Consider the following 20,246-nt stretch of genomic DNA (forward strand, 5'->3'; position numbering starts at 1 on the left):
AAGCAAGATAGTAAAAACAGTTAGAACTTCGTTAGATTTTAGATTAACAACAACAAATTGATGATAAATTACATTGTTAAATACAATTTATGATAATAGAAATTTGTGCCAATGGTTACCAATCGGCTATGAATGCTCAAAAATCTGGAGCTGATCGTATTGAGTTATGTTCAGAATTGGCTGTAGGCGGACTCACACCCTCTTATGGTTTAATAAAAAAAATAAAGGATGATTTAGAAATTCCTGTTCATGTTTTAGTGCGTCCAAGAAGTGGGAATTTTACCTATTCTGAGGAGGAATTTGAAATTATAAAAAACGATATCAATATATGTAAACAACTTGGGTGTGAAGGAATAGTTTCAGCAGTTTTAAATGATGATAATACTATTGATGTAGCAAGAACAAAAGAATTAGTAGAATTGTCTAAACCAATGAGTTTTACGTTTCATAGAGCTTTTGATTGGGTACAAAATCCAATAGGTGAACTGGAACAGTTGATAACTTGTAATGTAAATTGTATTTTAACATCTGGTCAACAAAATGAAGCAATAAAAGGGTTAGATTTATTGAAGAAATTAAAAGATAAAGCTAAAAATAGAATTGAAATTATGCCCGGAGGAGGTGTTAATATTAATAATATTTTAACTTTTAAAAAAGCCAATTTTACTCAAATTCATTTTTCAGCAACCACATTAGTTAAATCTAAAAATAAAGTGAAGGTTTCAATGAATAGTGCTCGCTTTTTTAACGAAAGTGTAGTACCTGTATCTGATGTTAATAGAATGAATAAAATGGTAACTTTAGCCAAAAGTTAGGTTGTAAATGTTAAGAGTAATCTAGTTTAACTAATTTGTGAAATTTTAGACTTCAATTTTTTATAGTAATTGAGAATAAAATAATTATCTAAAAATGTTATATTTGTATAACCAACCCATTAACTCGTAGTTGATTGTTTAATTGTTAAAAATATTTGTTATGGCAAAATTTGGTGAGTTAATCAATTCAAGTGTTCCTACCTTGATAGATTTTTATGCGGATTGGAATGAAGACAATAACACTTTTCATAAGGTATTACGAGATGTTGCTGCTGCTTTAGGTAATAGAGCTAAAATTATAAAAATTGATATAGATAAAAATGAAACCTTAGCTAATGCATTACGTATTAAAGGAAACCCTACTTTTATAATCTATAAAAATGGAGAGATGAAATGGCGTCAGTCAGGAGAGCAAGATGCGAATACTTTAATTAGCCTTGTAGAGCAATATGTATAATACAATTTATAGCTGAAAAGCTCTTTTTTTAAGTTATTTTTTTAAACACATACCCTTTTTTACTGAAATGCTCTAACGTTTTTGGCAATACCACTTTTAGTTTATCAAATGCTTTTTCGTTGTCATGAAAAACTACGATGTCACCACTTTGGGTGTTTTTAATTACATTATTAAGGCATGTTTCGGAGTTAATAGATTTATCAAAATCCCAACTTAATACTGACCACATTACTATTTTGTAATTTTTTTTAATAAGAGATTTTGTTTGAGATCTTTTAATTTTACCATATGGAGGACGGAATAATTTTGTTAATTGCTGTTCGTTTTTTTTAGGTAAAGTTTGACAGAATAAGGTTCTTATTAATTCTTCAGTTTTTAAAATAGAATTAAGGTAATTGTTATTGTTTGTTTTCCATCCTTTTTCGTGATTAAACGTATGGTTGCCAACGTTATGGTTATTTTTAATAATGTTATTAAAAAGGGTAGGGTGTTTTTTTATATTGTTACCAACACAGAAAAATGTAGCCTTTGCATTATATTGCTCTAAGGTTTTTAAAATCCATTCGGTTATTTCAGGAGTAGGACCATCGTCAAAAGTTAGATAAATCTCCTTGTTAGTATTTGGCAAACTCCAAATCTGATTTGGAAAAATAGCCTTAATCCAATAAGGAATTCTTGTAAAATATGAGTTCATTTTTTAGTGGACAATGATTGTATGTAAGTTTAAAATTGATTTACAAACAATAGACTACTTTTTTTAAAGGCTAATTATATTTTTAAATAAATACAATCAGCCTCTAATATTTTTAACCTTTTATACTATTCAATTACACCTTCTAATGAACGTATAGAAGCAACGTAACCTTTTTTAAGTTCGTCGGCAAATTCTTTGTCATATTCATCAGCTGTTACAACAACATTGTTATACATCATTAAAGTACCTTCTATATCATCGTAATGTTGTGAAATGCCATAGTTATCTAATGTGCTATAAAATTCAATTCTATCTTGAAAAATATCTACTAAAGTACTAGCAACGTTTCTTGCTTTTTCTTTTTTATTAATTTTATAATAGGCTTCAGGATATCCTAACACTAGGCCGTAGTGATTGTAACGTTTAATAGGCATTTTTTCAATAGATAAATCTAAAATTTCTTCAGCTTTATCTTTTTTACCTTCTTTTATTAGAGCCTCCGCCAATCGGATTAAGCTATTTCTAAAAGTAATGCTATTTTTTCTAGATTCAACATCTACATAAATATCACCGTTACTGTTTCTCCAATCCCATTTTTTTACATTATTGTACATAATGTCTGTATCAATTCTACCAAGATCTAAAACACTTTTTGACCTTCCGTTAGCGTCTTTACTTGGCGTATATATTGGAACAAATTTATAAGCAATTCCATCTAATTGAAGGTAGTCTTTTAGCCAAATATATTCATCATCTGCATTAGCACCTCCAGTAAAATATATAGGTCTTGTCCAATCGTTATGAGCCAAAATATCTAACATTAAAATTCGATGTTTTTGTAACCCTAAGGGATCAATTTCAATGTCAATATAAGGTACAATTTTAGCTGAATCTTTTATAGGAACAATATTGTTTTTTAATACTGCTTCCTTGTCAATTGGGATTCTAATTTTATTGGTTGGATAATATTTTTCAGGATAACCATCTTCATCAATATCAATAAAGGTTCGTTGATCATCGCTAGCTAACCAATTTATTAAGGCTTTGATGTTCATAACAGTATCTTTAAAAGCCGGATTTGGAATGTGGTAAGCCACGTCTAAAGAACCTGTTTTATAATCATCATGAACCAATTGGCCAGGAATTGGATCAGCTAAGTATGTTTTTCTTTTTTGTTGGTCTATGTACCAATCTGTAGCAAATAAACTGGTATTTACTAACTTAAGATCAGTTCTATAATTTTCAACTTCTTGCATGTACCAAAGCGGGAAAGTATCATTATCTCCGATAGTAAACATGATAGCATTTTCTTGAGCAGAATCTAAATAGGCTTTGGCATTATTTCGAGTAGAATAACGATTCGATCTATCGTGGTCATCCCAATTTTCAGATGCCATTAATGTTGGTACTGCTAATAAACAAATTACTGTTGTGCTTATTGCTAATGTCTTAGGGTTAATTTTGTCTTTAAATTGTTGGTAAATGGCAAGTACACCAAATCCAATCCACATAGCAAATACGTAAAAAGAGCCAACCACGGCATAATCACGTTCTCTTGGTTCAAAAGGTTTTGGATTGGTATAAAATACAATAGCCAAACCTGTAAAAACAAAAAAGAGAAATAGAATGTAAAAATTCTTTTTATCAAATTTAATATGAAAAAGTAGACCAATTATTCCTAAAATTAAAGGCAAAAAGTAATAGGTATTTCGGCCTTTATTTTGCTTTACCTCTTCTGGGAGGTTTTTTTGCGATCCTAATCTCATTTCATCAATAAAATTAATACCGCTTATCCAATTGCCATGATTATCAAGGTTGCCTTGAATATCATCTTGTCTACCTACAAAATTCCACATAAAATAGCGTCCATACATGTATCCAAACTGATATTGAATCATAAATTGAAGATTTTCACCAAAAGTAGGACGTCGTTTACTATTCTGAGGGATACCTACAATACTTTTATAATTGTGAGCAACATTAGGGTCTACCATTCTTGGTATAAAACCTTTATGTTTATCAGTATAATTTGGTCTAGCATTTTTGTAACGATTAACAATTACATATTTACCGGCTTTTTCATCTTTTTCATATTTTGGTTTATCATCACGCCAAGGGTCTTTTGGATCTTGTTGACGAGTTTCAGAGTAATAAGAATCGTAGAAAATACTAGCATCACCATATTGTTCACGGTTATAATAGGCTAATAACTCTCTTGCACTAGAAGGGTTGTTTTCGTTAATTGTGGTGTTTGCATTTGCACGAATAGGCAACATTATCCAAGAAGAAAAACCTATCATAATAAATAGTAAACAAAGAATAATAAGGTTTGTATGAATTAAATTCTTTTTTCTTGTGTAACGTATAGCAAAGTAAAAGAAAGCTATTAAAATTAGTCCAGCAACAACACTACCAGTATCAAAAGGCATACCTAATGTGTTTACAAAGAACAATTCTGTAAAACTAAAAAAGGCTAAGGTGTAAGGAAATAAAAATTTAAATACAAATGCTAATATCAAGATCGATGCAACATTAGCGATTATAAATTTTTTGGAAGTTATATTGCCATATCTTTTATAGAAATATATAAATACGATAGACGGTATTACTAATAATGAAAGTATGTGAACTCCAAAAGAAAGTCCTACAACAAAAGATATTAGTAATAACCATTTATGACCTCTAGGCTTGTCCATTTCATTTTCCCAACGCAAACCGAGCCAAAATAACAATGCCATTAAAAAAGAGGACATTGCATATACTTCAGCTTCTACAGCACTGAACCAAAAACTATCAGAAAATGTATAAGCTAATGCTCCAACCAAACCACTACCTAATATAGCTATGGTATTATTTTTATTGATTTTTTCGTTATTTTTAGTAACAACCTTTTTTGCTAAGATGGTAATGGACCAAAACAAAAATAAAATTGTAAAAGCACTAGAAAGAGCAGACATAAAGTTAGTCATCATAGCAATGTGCTCTGGATCAAAGGTGAACATAGCAAAAAACGCACCTAACATTTGGAATAGAGGAGCTCCAGGAGGATGTCCTACTTCTAATTTTACGGCAGTAGAAATGTATTCACCAACATCCCAATATGCAACTGTAGGCTCTATGGTTAGGGTATAGGTTACTAATGCAATTGCAAAAGTTATCCATCCGAATATATTATTCCATTTTTTGTAATTGAATTGATCCATTGCTATATTAAGTTACTTCGGGGCGAATTTACTAAATAAAAATTGATTAACTTTTGTGAATAGGTTGAGTAGCGTAGAATTGATATTAAAAATATGTTAAAATATAGCTGTAATTTGCAAATAGAAAATAGCTAACATTTTTATTTTTTTAATAATTAGGTGAATACATAGTGCAAAACACTATTTTTTTATCCAATTTGTTGTTGATTGTTGATTTTTTTAAAATTCAGTAAAAAAAATTTGCCATATTAAAAGTTTGGTTTAAATTTGCACCTGCTTTTAAAGAAGTAAAAATAGTATTGGCCCATGGTGTAATTGGCAACACACCGGTTTTTGGTACCGACATTCAAGGTTCGAGTCCTTGTGGGCCAACAGATTTGATTAAAATGCCCCTCTCAAAAAGAGGGGCATTTTATATTTTAAAAAATGATAATTGGATTAATTTACAGTGTATTGCTGAGCTTTAAGAAAAGGTCAGGTATAGAGCTAGATTTGTTTTGTTGAAGTTTAAGTAGTCTCTCTAACTAATAAATCGGTTTTAACAACCTTGGTTTTGTATTCGGTCTTAGTTTTTGAAGTTAATCGAGATATGAGTGTGCTCACTGCTTTTTTACCAATTTCAAAGGCATTTTGGTCTATCGTAGTTAGTTTTGGGTTCGACAATCGCGATATAGTATCATCAGAAAAACCTATTAAAGATAAATCCTTAGGTATGTGTAATCCTTTTTGTTGAGCTATTCTTAAAGCAGTAACGGCAGAAACATTATTGGTTGTTAAAATACCATCAACGTCTTTATGGTCTTCAAATAATTTGTCAATGATGCTGTCGTATTTTGATTTATCTGTGATGGGTATTATAATAGCTTTGTTTTTATATTTCGAATTCTTTTTTAAGGCTTCCTTATAACCGTTAGCACGCTCTTTTCCAATACCTAAATTGCTAACAGTACTTATGAGTACTATTTTTTTTCTACCTTTGTTTAGTAAATAATTTGTGGCATTAAAAGTGGCCTCAAAATCATCGATAACTACTTTGTCACAAGCTACATTATCTGAAACACGGTCAAACATTACGATAGGGTAATCGTCGTCAATAATTTTTTTAAAGTGGCTATGATGTTTGTCTCGTTGTGTTTCTCTAGCAATAGAAAGTATAAAACCATCTACACTACCGTCGCTAAGAAGTTCTAAACTTTGTAATTCTTTTTTATATTTATTATTTGATAGGCAAATTATTATTTGATATCCATTTTTATTCGCTTCATCTTCTATACCTAATAGTACTTTAGAGAAAAAATAATTTAAAATATTAGGAATAATAACACCAATGGTTTTTGTCTGATTGTTTTTCAGACTCAATGCCATTCTATTTGGGCGGTAATTGTATTTTTTTGCTAAAGCTTGTACTCTTGCAATGGTGTTTTCATTGATTTCATAACTATCTTTTAAAGCTTTTGATACAGTTGAAATAGATAAATTAAGCTCTTTTGCTAACTGCTTTAAGGTGATAGGATTGCTCATAAATGAGATGGATCTTATTAATTTTTATCCTTCTATCAAAAGGAAAATGGGGTTAAATTTTAAATGTAACTACTGGTCTTAGAGCATGATTTGCTAGTTCTTTGCTTATGCTTTCGTTAAAAAGTTGAGATAAGCCACTTCTACCATGCGTGTTTATTGCAATAACGTCTGCATTTATTTCTTTACCATAATTTAAAATACCTTCTTCTATGCTGGTGTCATTATAGATGTTAACTGTATAATTATCAATATTAAAGTCAGAGATAAAATCATTAAGTTTTTTCTTAGAATCTCTAGTGGGTTCGAAATTATGGATGGTATTTATGTAAAGAAAATGGATTTTAGCTTCAAAAAGGTTGGCAAAATCAATTACTTTTTGGAAGTGTTTTTTACTGTTCTCGCCAAAATCTGAGGCAAAAATCATGTTTTTGATGTTAAAATTATCAATGTCTTGTTTTATTACTAATACAGGAATATCAGATTGTCTAACAACTTTTTCTGTATTTGACCCTACCAACATTTCTTTTATACCAGTAGCCCCTTGAGAGCCCATAACTATCAGTCCTACATTATTTTTGCTACTTTCTTCAATAACCCCTTCAAAAGCTTTCTTGAAAATTACAGAATCGGTAACCTTTAATCCATCAAAAAAAGGGAGAGACTTAAAGTCTTTAAACTTTTTATGAATGGTTTTCATGTAAAATATGGTTTGACCTCCTCCGCTTAAGTTACCAGCAACCATTGGATCTACTGATGCAGATGGAATGTCTAGCATGTGCAATAAAATAATTTCGCTGTTGGTTTTTTTTGCAATAGAAGCAGCGACTTTGCACGCATATTTTGCTTCGTCAGAAAAATCAATTGGTACAAGTATTGTTTTCATAAAGGGTAAATTTCATTGCTCTAAACTAATCAATTTTTCTAAATAAAAAAAGCTCTTTTAGAATAAAAGAGCTTTAGTGATTTTAAATAAAGTTTTTTAAATTTTAAAAGTAATTACGGGTCTCAGAGCATGGTTTGCTAATTCCTTGCTAATGCTTTCGTTAAATAGCTGAGATAAACCACTTCTTCCGTGTGTATTAATTGCAATAATATCTGCATTTATTTTTTTTCCATAATTTAATATACCTTCTTCAATAGTTACATCATTATAAGTATTTAATGTGTAATTTTTTAAGTCAAAACCACTTACAAAATCTTTGAGTTTGGCATTTGTGACTTCTGTAGGTTCAAAATTACGAGTAGTGTTAACAAAAAGTAAATGTAATTTTGCATTAAAAATATTAGCAAAATCAATTACATTTTGAAAGTTCTTTTTGCTATTTTCACTAAAATCAGATGCAAAAATCATATCATTAATTTCAAAATTTTCAACCTCTTGTTTAATGACTAAAACGGGTATGTGTGATTGTCTAACAACTTTTTCTGTGTTAGAGCCTACTAACATTTCTTTTAATCCTGTAGCTCCTTGAGAGCCCATTACAATTAAATCAACATTGTTACTTTTACTTTCTTCAATAACCCCTTCAAAAGCTTTGTGAAATTTTACGTTTTCTGTTAATTTAATTCCTTCAAAAAAAGGTTCCTGTTTTAATTTTTCAAATCTGCGTTTTATGCCTTTCATAAAAAGAATTGTTTGTCCACCACCTCTAGAAATATCAGATTCTAAAGGGTCAATGGCATCTGTAGGTATGTCTAGCATATGCAATAGAATAATTTCACTACCAGTTTTTTTTGCAATAGAAGCAGCGGCTTTACAAGCATTAATTGCTTCGTCAGAAAAATCGATAGGAACTAGTATTTTTTTCATAATAATGAATTTTTTAATATGTTTAGCTTAAAGTTACAGTTTTATAACGATAAAAAACAATGATTCTTGTCATTCTAAGATAGAATTTATATATTTGCACACGAAAACAAAGAAATTTTGGAATGGAGGGGACGAAAAGTCCCCTCTTTTTATATCAAAAAAGTGAGAGCAAAAGTAGAAAAATTAGTCGACGAAGCAATTCAAGAGAACCCTAAATTGTTTTTAATAGATTTAAAAATCTCGCCAGATAATAGAATAAATGTAATTGTTGATGGTGATGAAGGTGTTTCAATAAAAGAATGTATTAGAATTAGTAGAAAGATTGAACATAATTTAGATAGAGAAACTACTGATTTTTCTCTAGAAGTATCTTCGCCAGGATTGTCAGAACCTATAGTTAATAACAGACAGTTTAATAAAAACTTAGGTAAAACTTTAAAAGTTAAAACAAAAACAGATAAATTTGAAGGTAAACTTTTAGAGATTAATGATACAGGGATTGTTTTAGAATGGAAAGTTAGAGAGCCCAAACCTATTGGTAAAGGTAAAATAACCGTTGTAAAAACAGCAACCCTAGAGTATGAGAGTATAGAACAAGCAAAAGTGAAATTAAAATTTTAATTGAAAGAGGATGGAAAACATCGCATTAATAGAGTCTTTTTCTGAATTTAAAGATGATAAGAGTATTGATAGAGTTACGCTTATGGCGATACTGGAGGATGTATTTAGAGCTGCCTTAAAAAGAAAATATGGTTCTGATGATAATTTTGATATTATTATAAACCCTGATAAAGGTGATTTAGAGATATGGAGAAATAGAGTAGTGGTTAATGATGGTGAAGTTGAAGAACCTAATGAAGAAATATCCTTATCAGATGCTCGAAAGATTGAGCCTGATTTTGAAGTTGGTGAAGATGTATCTGAAGAGGTAAAATTAGAAGATTTAGGTAGAAGAGCGATTTTAGCATTGCGTCAAAATCTAATTTCTAAAATTCATGAACATGATAATACAAATGTATTTAAGCAATTTAAAGAATTAGAAGGTGAAATTTATAGTGCAGAAGTTCATCATATTAGACATAATGCTGTAATTTTGCTAGATGATGAAGGTAATGAGATAATTTTACCTAAAAGTGAACAAATTAGATCAGATTATTTTAGAAAAGGAGAATCTGTTCGTGGTATTATAAAGTCGGTTGAATTACGTGGTAATAAACCTACGATTATTATGTCTAGAACAGCTCCAGAATTTTTAGTAAAATTATTTGAACAAGAAATTCCAGAGGTATTTGATGGTTTAATTACCATTGAACGTGTAGCGAGAATACCGGGTGAAAAAGCAAAAGTAGCAGTTGATTCTTATGATGATAGAATTGATCCAGTAGGAGCTTGTGTTGGTATGAAAGGGTCTCGTATTCACGGTATAGTACGTGAATTAGGAAATGAAAATATTGATGTAATTAATTATACTAAAAACGATCAAATATTTATTGCAAGAGCACTAAGTCCAGCGAAAGTAACTTCTATGGAAATTAAAGAAGCTGTAGAAGGTGAGAAACCAAGAGTTGATGTGTTTTTAATGCCTGACCAAGTTTCTAAAGCTATTGGTAAAGGTGGTGTAAACATTCGTTTAGCGAGTCAATTAACTGGTTATGAGTTAGATGTGCAGCGAGAGGGTATTGCAGATGAGGATGTAGAGTTAACAGAATTTTCTGATGAAATAGAAGCTTGGATAATCGCTGAGTTTAAAAATATTGGGTTAGATACAGCGAGAAGCGTATTAGAATTAGATGTTAATGAGCTGGTAAAAAGAACAGATTTAGAAGAAGAAACTATAATTGACGTTCAAAAAATATTAAGAGAAGAATTTGAAGATTAATATTTTTATACTTCAATAGATGGTTTAAGAAAATAAAAGTAAAGTAGTAATTTAAACAATTGTATGGCAGGTAGTAAAACATTGAGACTTAATAAAGTTTTAAGAGAATTAAATATCTCACTAGATAGGGCGGTAGAACACCTTGCAAGTAAAGGACTTGAAGTCGAAGCAAGGCCTACAACCAAAATTTCTAATGAGGTTTATGCTGTGCTGCTAGACGAGTTTCAAACTGATAAAAGTAAGAAAGTTGCTTCTAAAGAAGTTGGAGAAGAAAAACGTAAAGAAAAAGAAGCATTGCGATTAGCTCAAGAAGAAGAGCAAGAGAAAAAACGTTTACAACAAGAGGCTAAAAAAGAAATTTTTAGAACTGAATCTGAAAGATTGGCAGGTATTAAAACTGTTGGTAAAATAGATATTGAAGGTAAAAAAGTTGTTAAAGAAGAGGATAAGGAAAAGGTTAAACCTAAAACAGAAACAAAACCAGAGCCTGAAGTTAAAAAAGAAGTTGTAAAAGAATCAGAGCCCGTAGTAATTAAAAGAGAAAAGCTCTCTGGAATTAAACAAGTAGGTAAAATAGATGTTGATAAGATAAGTGGAGTCAAAAAGCCTAAAAAGAAAACTGAAGAAAAAGTAGAAAAGAAAGTAGAAAAGGTTATTGAGCCAAAAGAGGAAGTTGTTAAGCCAGCAGAACCTCAAAAAATAGAAACAAAATATCAAAAATTATCTGGACCTAAACAAGTTGGTGAAAAAATTGATCTAAAACAATTTGAAAAACCTAAAAAGAAAACAGAGAAAAAAGATAAAGATTCAACAACCAAAAAATCTTCTGGAGATTCAAGTAGAAGAAAACGGAAAAGAATTAATAAACCTGTAGCAGGTGCAGGTTCACGTGCAGGTGGTGGTGGATTTAAATCTTCTGGTAAAGGTAGAGGTAGAAAAAATATCGTAAAAGAAGAACCTTCAGAGGAAGATGTACAAAAACAAATTAGAGAAACCTTAGAAAAACTTCAAGGTAAATCTAAAAAAGGAAAAGGGGCTAAGTATCGTAGAGAAAAACGTGATATTCACCGTCAACAAACAGAAGCTGATTTAGAAAAACAAGAAGCTGAAAGTAAAGTTTTAAAAGCTACTGAGTTTGTAACCGCAAGTGAAATGGCCACAATGATGAATATTTCAGTTACTGAAATTATTTCAGCATGTATGTCTTTAGGAATGATGGTAACCATGAATCAGCGATTAGATGCAGAGACACTTACAATTGTTGCAGAAGAATTTGGTTATGAAGTAGAGTTTGTTGATGCAGAAGTTGAAGAAGCTATTGAGTTGTCTGAAGATAAGGAAGAAGATTTAGAACCAAGAGCACCTATAGTTACTGTAATGGGGCACGTAGATCATGGTAAAACATCTTTACTTGATTATATAAGAAAAGCAAATGTTATTGGAGGGGAATCAGGTGGAATTACGCAACATATTGGTGCATATAGTGTAACATTAGCAAATAAACAAAAAATAACATTTTTAGATACACCTGGTCACGAAGCATTTACAGCAATGCGTGCTCGTGGTGCTCAAGTGACCGATATTGTTATTATTGTTATTGCGGCAGATGATTCTATAATGCCTCAAACTAAAGAAGCTATTAGTCATGCTCAAGCAGCAGGAGTTCCTATTGTATTTGCAATTAATAAAATAGATAAACCTACAGCTAATCCTGATAAAGTAAAAGAAGAATTAGCTCAAATGAATATTTTAGTTGAAGATTGGGGTGGAAAAGTTCAGTCTCACGATATTTCGGCTAAAGTTGGTACAGGAGTAGATGATTTATTGGAAAAAGTAATGCTTGAAGCCGAATTGTTAGAGTTGAAAGCAAATCCAAATAAAAATGCTTTAGGTACTGTTGTTGAAGCTTTATTAGATAAAGGTAAAGGATATGTTTCAACTATTTTGGTTGAAGCAGGTACATTAAAGATTGGTGATTATATCTTAGCAGGGAAACACAGTGGAAAGGTTAAAGCGATGCACGATGAGCGTGGAAATCCACTTAAAAAAGCGGGGCCGTCAACTCCAGTTTCAATATTAGGATTGGATGGAGCTCCACAAGCAGGTGATAAATTTAGAGTATTTGATGATGAGCGTGAAGCAAAACAAATTGCAGCCAAGAGAGATCAATTGCAACGTGAGCAATCTGTTAGAACTCAACGTCATATTACATTAGATGAAATTGGTCGAAGAATTGCTTTAGGAGACTTTAAAGAGCTAAATATTATTCTTAAAGGTGATGTGGATGGTTCTGTAGAAGCATTAACTGATTCATTACAAAAATTATCAACAGAAGAAATTCAAGTTAACATAATACATAAAGGGGTAGGTGCAATTACTGAATCAGATGTATTATTGGCTTCAGCTTCTGATGCTATTATTATTGGATTTAATGTTAGACCATCTGGAAATGCACGTGCTTTAGCTGATAAAGAAGAAATAGATATCAGAAATTATTCTATTATTTATAAAGTAATAGATGAAATAAAAGATGCTATGGAAGGAATGTTGTCTCCTGAAATGGTTGAAGAAATTACTGGTAATGCTGAAATTAGGGAAACCTATAAAATTTCTAAAGTAGGTACTATTGCTGGTTGTATGGTTACTGATGGTAAAGTATACAGAAATTCTAAAATTAGAATTATTAGAGATGGTGTAGTAATTTTTGATGGTGAATTAGCTTCTTTAAAACGTTTTAAAGATGATGTTAAAGAGGTCGCAAAAGGTTATGATTGTGGTATGCAAATTAAAAACTTTAATGATATTAAAGAATTAGATGTTATTGAAGCATATCAAGAAGTAGCTGTTAAAAAGAAGTTGAAATAAATAAAGCGTAATCTTTATACTTATAAAAAATCCGTCTCAAATTTTTGAGACGGATTTTTATTTTAATTAGGCTGTTCTTTTATTTGAATTTCGCTGTGTTTAATATTTCCATTAACTTTTCAAGCTGGTCTTCACTACCATAAGTAGCTACATATAACAAGCTAAAACCATTATTTATAGTAGCCATATAACGTTGTTTTATTTTTTGACCTTGCATGGTTAAGATACCGTCAAAATAGTGAAATGTTTTTCCGTCTACATCCATAGTTTTAGTATCGCCTTTAATTTCAATGGGGATATTATTATTTTTAAACTGTTTTTTACTCGCTTCCAAATAAGCATTTCCGTCATTTATAGTAACAGCAGATATTCCTAAATTTTCAGCTACTAAAGAGAAATTTGAATTCATAACCTCTGGATTATTATAAGTTTCGAGATCAAATTGAGAAGCCATCAATAAATTAGCTGATGTAATTTCTGTAGCTTTTATGGCTTTTGCAAGCTTTTCACCACCAACAGCATTAGCACCTTCGTTTTGCAATATCTTTTGAGTTTCTTGGTTTTGTACATGCCATCCTTCTGGAATTTTCATGGTTAGTCCAAAAAAATCATTTGTATAAGTATTTTTCTCAACTTTTCCGTAATCAAAATCAGTTGGAATTTCTCGTCCGCAACTTATTAAAGAAAGTGTACAAATTGCAATAAATAATATGTGTTTCATTGTTTTCATAATTCTAATTTTGTTAAATATGATTAATGGATTATTACAGTACAAAGATGTAATAATTAATATTCTAATTTTAACTGAATTTGGCTAATATTGAGCCCCAGAATATAGGGGTGATTTAAAATAGATTTAATGTTAACCAGAAAATGCCCTCAATTTCTTGAGAGCATTTTAAAATTTTACTTAATAAAATTAAAATTAAACTTTTGCGGCAATAGACATTTCACAACCATAGTTGTCAACGAAGAAGTCATCCAAGTCATCTGCTTTTAAAGCTAAATTTTTAATATTTTCTTTGATTTCATCTGCATGATCTGAGTAAATATCTGATAAATGCGTACGATACGATATAAATATAGTGTTATTATAAATTCCTAAAGAGTATGGTGATACATTATCTGTTAACAAATAATCCATTAGTTCTTGTAGGTTTTGTTTTGGTAATTTATTTAATGGAGAAGTCGCAAATAAGTAATTTCTATTATAAACAAAAATTCTTATTTGAGCACTTCCTTGGTGGAACTCCCAGAAATCTCTGCCCGCTCTACCTAATACAGGGTCCATACCTAATTCTACTAAGGTAGATTCTACAAAATTGGCAAAATGTGATTTTTCAAATTCTTCAAATAATGAGATGTCAATATCACTACCACAATTTACACAAAATTCGCTTTCTTCAGTAGTATAGGTATCACAGGAGTTACATTTTACATGATACGCAATATCAGTACTAACAAAATCATTTATTTCTTTTATTAAATCCAAATGCTTAATACCAAATCCAACATTATCTGCATCTGTAAATTTAGAAGTAGTTACTCCTATTAAGTTACCGGCTTCATTTAACATTGGGCCACCTGAATTTCCTGGATTTACGGCAGCATCTGTTTGGATAAAATGTCTGTTGCCTATGGGCTGACTTACAGAAGATACTATACCTTCAGTTACAGTATAAGGCATACCAAAAGGATATCCATGAATATATATTTTCTGGGTATTTGTAATTTCTATACCTTCATTTAAGGTAATACCAACCTCTTTGTTTTCGTATCCATCTATATGTAAGAAGGCAAGGTCTACATCTCGATTTACCATAACCACTTTGGCAACATATCGGTCTTTTTTGTAATCTTCTACGGCTACAGACTTATTACCTTCTATTACATGATAATTAGTTATAATATGATTGTTTCCAGAAATTGTAAATCCACTACCTATGCCAGAGCCTGTGATTATTTTATATATTGATTTTTCTATATTTTGCATAATTTCTATCTTTTTTATGTTAACTGAATAGTTTGGAGAAAAGTCCTTTTTTAACTTTTTTTCTGACCGGTGTTGCCGTTCCATTTAGCAAGCCAGTATATGTGTCTAATAATTTTGGAGCCGCCTTAACAGGGTCTAGACCAGATACTGATTCTAGAACGTCGTAAATTGCATTAAGTTGATCTTCTTCTAAATTATAACTGTAAACCAAATGCAAGAATGAAAATTGAAGGTAATAGCAAAGTGAAAAATTGTCATTATCCTTAACGTATTTATTGACGATGTTTTCTCTATTCTTCATGTTATCTTGAACAATTTCAGTTGAACTACGCCATTTCAACGAAACTAAAGCATCTGCATTGTAAATGTTCTTTAGGTATTCTTCTTTTGACATTTTACATAGCTTTTTCATGAAATTTGTACCCTTATCAATTCTAAATTGAAAATCAATATCACCGTTAAACATGTTGTTAACATATTCTTGCAGTTTCGTTCTTAGTGATCCGTGAACATAAGGCATGTTAGACAGTTTTAAAATAGAGATTACAATAATGTCCCATTGAAAGTTGTCCCATCTTTTTTCTTTAAAGAATGCACTATAATTTTGGTAGTCCGTTAAAATATCTTCTATTTGACTCCATGCTTTTTCCTGATTTTCTGCTGTTAGAGGAGTTGTTTTAGGATCTTGGTAAAAGGCTGCTTTATATTTTTCAACAAACTCGTCATCATAATCATCAGCATAAACGCATACATCACGTAAAACATCATAAACTTTATAAGGTTGACATAAGCTTAATGGCATATTATAACCAAACCACAATGTATCGTCTTTTAAATGTATTTGTGCCAGCGTAAGTGGGCTAAAGTTTACTTCTCCAACTTTTCTTAATAAGGCTATTTTATTTGTACTCTCCGTAATTTTTAAAAAGGGAGCTTTAATTTTAAACTCATTATCAGTTACTTCTAAAAGGATTAAAGCAGAACCTTGCCCTCTTTCAATGGAAAAATTGCCATTGGTATCAACACCTTCTAACAAAGTGCTGTTCATATAATTTAAGGTGTGAATTAAAGCGTTTTTATACTGTTTTTCATCAAAGGCATCCAAAGCTTTGTCCCAGTAAGAAACATTTGTTTTAGGGTCGTTAGAGTCCTTCAATGGACGCTTAAATTTAGGAAGTACGTTGTTCATAATTTGATAGGTTATTTAAATGTTAATTTGTTAACGAGATGTTTTATTATTTATTTGATACAAAGATGGATTGTTTAAAAAAGTATTCTTAAACCCAATTTAGTTAAATTGTATCCCCCTGTAAATTGGGGTCAAAGAAAAAAACCATCTCTTTTTTAAAAAAGAGATGGTTTTAAAAATTGTATTTTTAGTATGTTTATTCTTGCGTCACTTCAAAACTATTGTTTGTGTTGACAATGTCAGTCATGAGATGATTTGGGTCTATTTGTACAGATTTAAGGACTTTTTTAGTATTAATTTTATAATTATTGAGATTTTCATATTAGTAACAAAATAATGTTAGACCAATTAATAATTTTTAATATACAATTCAAATCAAACACTATATTTGCCAAAAATTAAATTTATGAGTGTAGTTTATTTAATAGCAGGATTAATACTTTTGGTAATTGGTGGTGAGTTTTTAGTTAGATCTTCTGTTGCACTTTCCTTTAAGTTTAATATATCAAAAATGGTAATTGGGATGACTGTTGTCTCTTTTGCTACTTCTGCTCCTGAACTTTTAGTAAGTGTACAAGCAGCTTTGTCTGGATCTCCAGCTATTGCCATAAATAATGTGGTAGGTTCTAATATTGCCAATATAGGATTGGTACTTGGTGTTACAGCTACCATTGGAGTTATTGGTGTTGATAAGTCTTTTTATAGAATAAATTGGCCAATAATGATGGTTTTTTCTTTGTTATTGTATTACTTTTTACAAAATGACAGCTTGTTGTCGGTTTTTGAAGGAATAATACTGTTTGTTGGTCTTATTTTATTTTTAATAGTGTTGATTAAAAGTGCAAAAAATGATGTTGAAGTCGAAGAGGTAGATGAGAGTTTAGCCGTAGTTTCAAACTTAAAAATATTAGCTTGGTTATTGATAGGTGCTGTTGCTCTGTATTTTGGAAGTGAATGGTTGGTGGTTGGAGCAAAAGAAATTGCTGTTTCTATTGGAGTAAGTGAAGCCGTAATTGGAGTTACAGTAATAGCTATAGGCACAAGTGTTCCTGAGTTAGCAGCTTCAATTATAGCAGTAGTACGACAAGAGAAGGCCATCTCTTTAGGGAATTTAATTGGATCCAATATTTTTAATATAGGTTCCGTTCTTGGATTAACAGCAATTGTTAAGCCAATCCCTCTTACAGAGCCACAAATATTGTCAAATGATATTTTTTGGATGCTTGCCATAGCATTTGTATTGTTTCCATTAGTTTTTTTACCAAAAAAATTAGAAATTTCACGTTATAAAGGTCTGTTACTTTTATCAGCATACGTTATTTTTATTTATCTTTCTTTTAAAACATCTTAAAAAAATAGGGGTTTATTTTGCGTATATAATAAAAAGGAGCGTTTGGTCCCTTAAAATGAAGGGGTGTTATCATTTGTGTTGATTATTTTTTTACCTTTGAAGCATAAAATAAAAATTTAATTAAAAAAAATGGCACAAATAAGATTCAATGCTTTAAAAGAAGCTTTAAACAGAAAACCAGTTGAGGTTGATGAATATGATAGACGTTCCAATTTGTTTGGAAAAAATGTATTCAATGGAAATACAATGCGTCAATATTTGACCAAAGAGGCTTATCAAGGAGTGATGAGTGCAATTGAACATGGTACTAAAATAGACCGTAAAATTGCTGGTCAAGTAGCTGCTGCAATGAAAGATTGGGCATTGTCTAAAAATGTGACACACTATACACACTGGTTTCAACCATTAACTGGTGCAACTGCAGAAAAACATGATGCTTTTTTTGAAACTATTGGAAATGGAATGGCTATTGAAAAGTTTGAAGGTGCTCAATTAGTACAACAAGAACCGGATGCTTCTAGTTTTCCAAATGGAGGAATAAGAAATACTTTTGAAGCTAGAGGTTATACAGCATGGGATCCAACTTCTCCAGCCTTTATTTATGGAACAACCTTATGTATTCCAACCATTTTTGTTTCTTATACAGGTGAAGCATTGGATAATAAAACACCTTTATTGCGTGCATTAACGGCTGTTGATAAAGCTGCAACTGCTGTTTGTAAATATTTTGATAAAAATGTAAAAAAAGTAAGTGCTTCTTTAGGATGGGAACAAGAGTACTTTTTAATAGATAAGTCTTTAGCAAATTCAAGACCTGATATTCAATTAACCGGTAGAACTTTGTTAGGTCATTCTCCTGCTAAAGGACAACAATTAGATGATCATTATTTTGGATCTATTCCAAGCAGAGCGATAAATTATATGCGTGATTTGGAAGTTGAGTGTATGTTATTAGGTATTCCTGTAAAAACTCGTCATAACGAGGTGGCTCCAAATCAATTTGAATTGGCACCTATATTTGAAGAAGCTAATCTAGCGGTTGATCACAACTCATTGTTGATGGATGTTATGGGAAGAGTAGCTTCTCGTCACAATTTAAAAGTTTTATTGCATGAAAAACCTTTTGCAGGTGTAAATGGTTCAGGTAAACATAATAATTGGTCTTTATCAACTGATACTGGTGTTAATTTATTAGGTCCAGGAAAAACACCAATGAGTAACTTACAATTTTTAACTTTCTTTATTAATACGATAAAAGCTGTTTATGAAAATGAAGAGTTGTTAAGAGCAGCTATTGCATCTGCAAGTAACGATCATAGATTAGGAGCTAATGAAGCTCCACCAGCAATTATTTCTGTATTTATTGGAGAGCAATTAACTGCAGTGCTTAATGAGTTAGAAAGTGTTACTAACGGAAAACTTTCTCCAAAAGAAAAAACAGATCTTAAGTTAAATGTAGTAGGAAAAATTCCAGATGTTTTATTAGATAATACAGATAGAAACAGAACTTCTCCTTTCGCTTTTACAGGAAATAAATTTGAGTTTAGAGCAGTAGGTTCTACAGCCAACTGTGCAGTGCCTATGACTGTTTTAAATACTATAGTTGCAAAACAACTAAAAGAATTTAAAATTGAAGTTGATGCTCTTATTAAGAAGAAAGATTTAAAGAAAGATGAAGCTATTTTTAATGTGTTAAGAGAATATATTAAAGCATCTAAGCCAGTATTATTTGAAGGTAATGGTTATGGAGAAGAGTGGACTAAAGAAGCTAAAAAAAGAGGTTTAAGTAATAATAAAACTACTCCAGAGGCTTTAAAAGCTCAAATTTCTAAGAAAGCGATTGACCTTTATGAGGAAATGGAAGTAATGACAGCAGTTGAGATTGAAGCTAGACATGAGATAGAACTAGAAGAATATACAAAAAGAATTCAAATTGAAGGTAGAGTGCTTGGTGATATTGCTAGAAATCATGTAATACCTACTGCTGTTCGATATCAAAATACATTGATTAAAAATGTAAAAGGTCTTAAGGAAATTTTTGAGCAAGATTATAGAGAAATTGCACATGAGCAAATTGAGTTGGTTAAAGAAATTTCTTTACACATAGCTGAAATCAATTCAAAAATTAATGCAATGGTTGAAGAGCGTAAAAAAGCAAATAAATTAGAAGGTCAAAAAGCAGCAGAAGCTTACTGTAATAAAGTAAAACCTTATTTTGATGAAATAAGATATCACTGCGATAAGTTAGAAATTATGATTGATGATGAGCTTTGGACTTTAACTAAGTATAGGGAAATGTTATTTACAAGATAATTTAATTTATTATTGATTACTGGAAATCCCGCTCAATTTTGAGCGGGATTTTTTTTAATTTTATAAAATATTCTTAGAATAGTTAAAGGTAACATCTGTTACAGTTAATAAAACAATTTTATTCTTACATTTGCAGACTTAAAACGTAAAAAAATA

The 20,246-nt window shown here is 30.7% G+C and carries 15 protein-coding genes and 1 tRNA gene; 8 read left to right on the forward strand and 8 right to left on the reverse strand.

The genetic code is table 11. The features are described from left to right. Positions 1-89: 89 nt before the first annotated feature. Both EGM88_RS11565 and EGM88_RS11570 read left to right on the forward strand, forming a co-directional pair. A complete protein-coding gene (locus tag EGM88_RS11565; RefSeq protein ID WP_123898449.1) occupies positions 90-815 on the forward strand; it encodes a copper homeostasis protein CutC in 726 nt (241 codons plus the stop codon). Between the two features lie 160 nt (positions 816-975). Further along, on the forward strand, positions 976-1,272 hold the full coding sequence (locus EGM88_RS11570; RefSeq protein WP_123898450.1) for a thioredoxin family protein: 297 nt from the start codon (positions 976-978) through the stop codon (positions 1,270-1,272). 28 nt (positions 1,273-1,300) lie between these two features. Here the strand turns inward: EGM88_RS11570 and EGM88_RS11575 are convergent, their stop codons facing one another. Beyond that, on the reverse strand, positions 1,301-1,966 hold the full coding sequence (locus tag EGM88_RS11575; protein ID WP_123898451.1) for a polysaccharide deacetylase family protein: 666 nt from the start codon (positions 1,964-1,966) through the stop codon (positions 1,301-1,303). Between the two features lie 125 nt (positions 1,967-2,091). Then, complete coding sequence (locus tag EGM88_RS11580) at positions 2,092-5,169, reverse strand: glycosyltransferase family 117 protein (protein WP_123898452.1); 3,078 nt, start codon at positions 5,167-5,169, stop codon at positions 2,092-2,094. Between the two features lie 300 nt (positions 5,170-5,469). Here EGM88_RS11580 and EGM88_RS11585 point away from each other — a divergent pair. Further along, a tRNA-Gln gene (locus EGM88_RS11585) sits at positions 5,470-5,541 on the forward strand. A gap of 135 nt (positions 5,542-5,676) precedes the next feature. On the opposite strand, the gene EGM88_RS11590 is transcribed toward EGM88_RS11585, so the two are convergent. From EGM88_RS11590 to EGM88_RS11600, 3 genes are all read right to left on the reverse strand, one after another. Next, positions 5,677-6,690, reverse strand: coding sequence for a LacI family DNA-binding transcriptional regulator (locus EGM88_RS11590; protein ID WP_123898453.1), 1,014 nt, complete (start codon positions 6,688-6,690; stop codon positions 5,677-5,679). A 52-nt stretch (positions 6,691-6,742) separates the two neighbouring features. Next, the gene (locus EGM88_RS11595; protein ID WP_123898454.1) at positions 6,743-7,573 is read right to left on the reverse strand and encodes a universal stress protein; all 831 of its coding nucleotides are present in this window, start codon (positions 7,571-7,573) and stop codon (positions 6,743-6,745) included. Between the two features lie 96 nt (positions 7,574-7,669). Continuing rightward, positions 7,670-8,500, reverse strand: a complete 831-nt coding sequence (locus tag EGM88_RS11600) for a universal stress protein (RefSeq protein WP_123898455.1) — start codon at positions 8,498-8,500, stop codon at positions 7,670-7,672. A gap of 162 nt (positions 8,501-8,662) precedes the next feature. Here EGM88_RS11600 and rimP point away from each other — a divergent pair, with 162 nt between their 5' ends. The 3 genes from rimP to infB all read left to right on the forward strand — a co-directional run bounded on the left by rimP (position 8,663) and on the right by infB (position 13,244). Continuing rightward, positions 8,663-9,121, forward strand: coding sequence for a ribosome assembly cofactor RimP (gene rimP, locus EGM88_RS11605; protein WP_123898456.1), 459 nt, complete (start codon positions 8,663-8,665; stop codon positions 9,119-9,121). A gap of 10 nt (positions 9,122-9,131) precedes the next feature. After that, positions 9,132-10,379, forward strand: coding sequence for a transcription termination factor NusA (gene nusA / locus EGM88_RS11610; protein WP_123898457.1), 1,248 nt, complete (start codon positions 9,132-9,134; stop codon positions 10,377-10,379). A gap of 63 nt (positions 10,380-10,442) precedes the next feature. Further along, positions 10,443-13,244, forward strand: a complete 2,802-nt coding sequence (gene infB, locus EGM88_RS11615; protein ID WP_123898458.1) for a translation initiation factor IF-2 — start codon at positions 10,443-10,445, stop codon at positions 13,242-13,244. Between the two features lie 79 nt (positions 13,245-13,323). On the opposite strand, the gene EGM88_RS11620 is transcribed toward infB, so the two are convergent. From EGM88_RS11620 to EGM88_RS11630, 3 genes are all read right to left on the reverse strand, one after another. Further along, on the reverse strand, positions 13,324-13,965 hold the full coding sequence (locus tag EGM88_RS11620) for a hypothetical protein (RefSeq protein ID WP_162497573.1): 642 nt from the start codon (positions 13,963-13,965) through the stop codon (positions 13,324-13,326). Positions 13,966-14,169: 204 nt separating this feature from the next. Then, complete coding sequence (locus tag EGM88_RS11625; protein WP_123898460.1) at positions 14,170-15,237, reverse strand: trypsin-like peptidase domain-containing protein; 1,068 nt, start codon at positions 15,235-15,237, stop codon at positions 14,170-14,172. A 19-nt stretch (positions 15,238-15,256) separates the two neighbouring features. After that, positions 15,257-16,426, reverse strand: a complete 1,170-nt coding sequence (locus EGM88_RS11630; RefSeq protein WP_123898461.1) for a type III secretion system chaperone family protein — start codon at positions 16,424-16,426, stop codon at positions 15,257-15,259. A gap of 406 nt (positions 16,427-16,832) precedes the next feature. On the opposite strand from EGM88_RS11630, the gene EGM88_RS11635 reads away from it, so the two are divergent. Beyond that, entirely contained in the window at positions 16,833-17,777 is a 945-nt protein-coding gene (locus tag EGM88_RS11635; protein WP_123898462.1) for a calcium/sodium antiporter, read from the forward strand. 129 nt (positions 17,778-17,906) lie between these two features. Beyond that, positions 17,907-20,090: a glutamine synthetase III family protein gene (locus EGM88_RS11640; protein WP_123898463.1), complete on the forward strand. Its 2,184-nt coding sequence runs from the start codon at positions 17,907-17,909 to the stop codon at positions 20,088-20,090. Positions 20,091-20,246 lie beyond the last annotated feature (156 nt).

The organism is Aureibaculum marinum (assembly GCF_003813905.1).
Taxonomy (GTDB): domain Bacteria; phylum Bacteroidota; class Bacteroidia; order Flavobacteriales; family Flavobacteriaceae; genus Aureibaculum; species Aureibaculum marinum.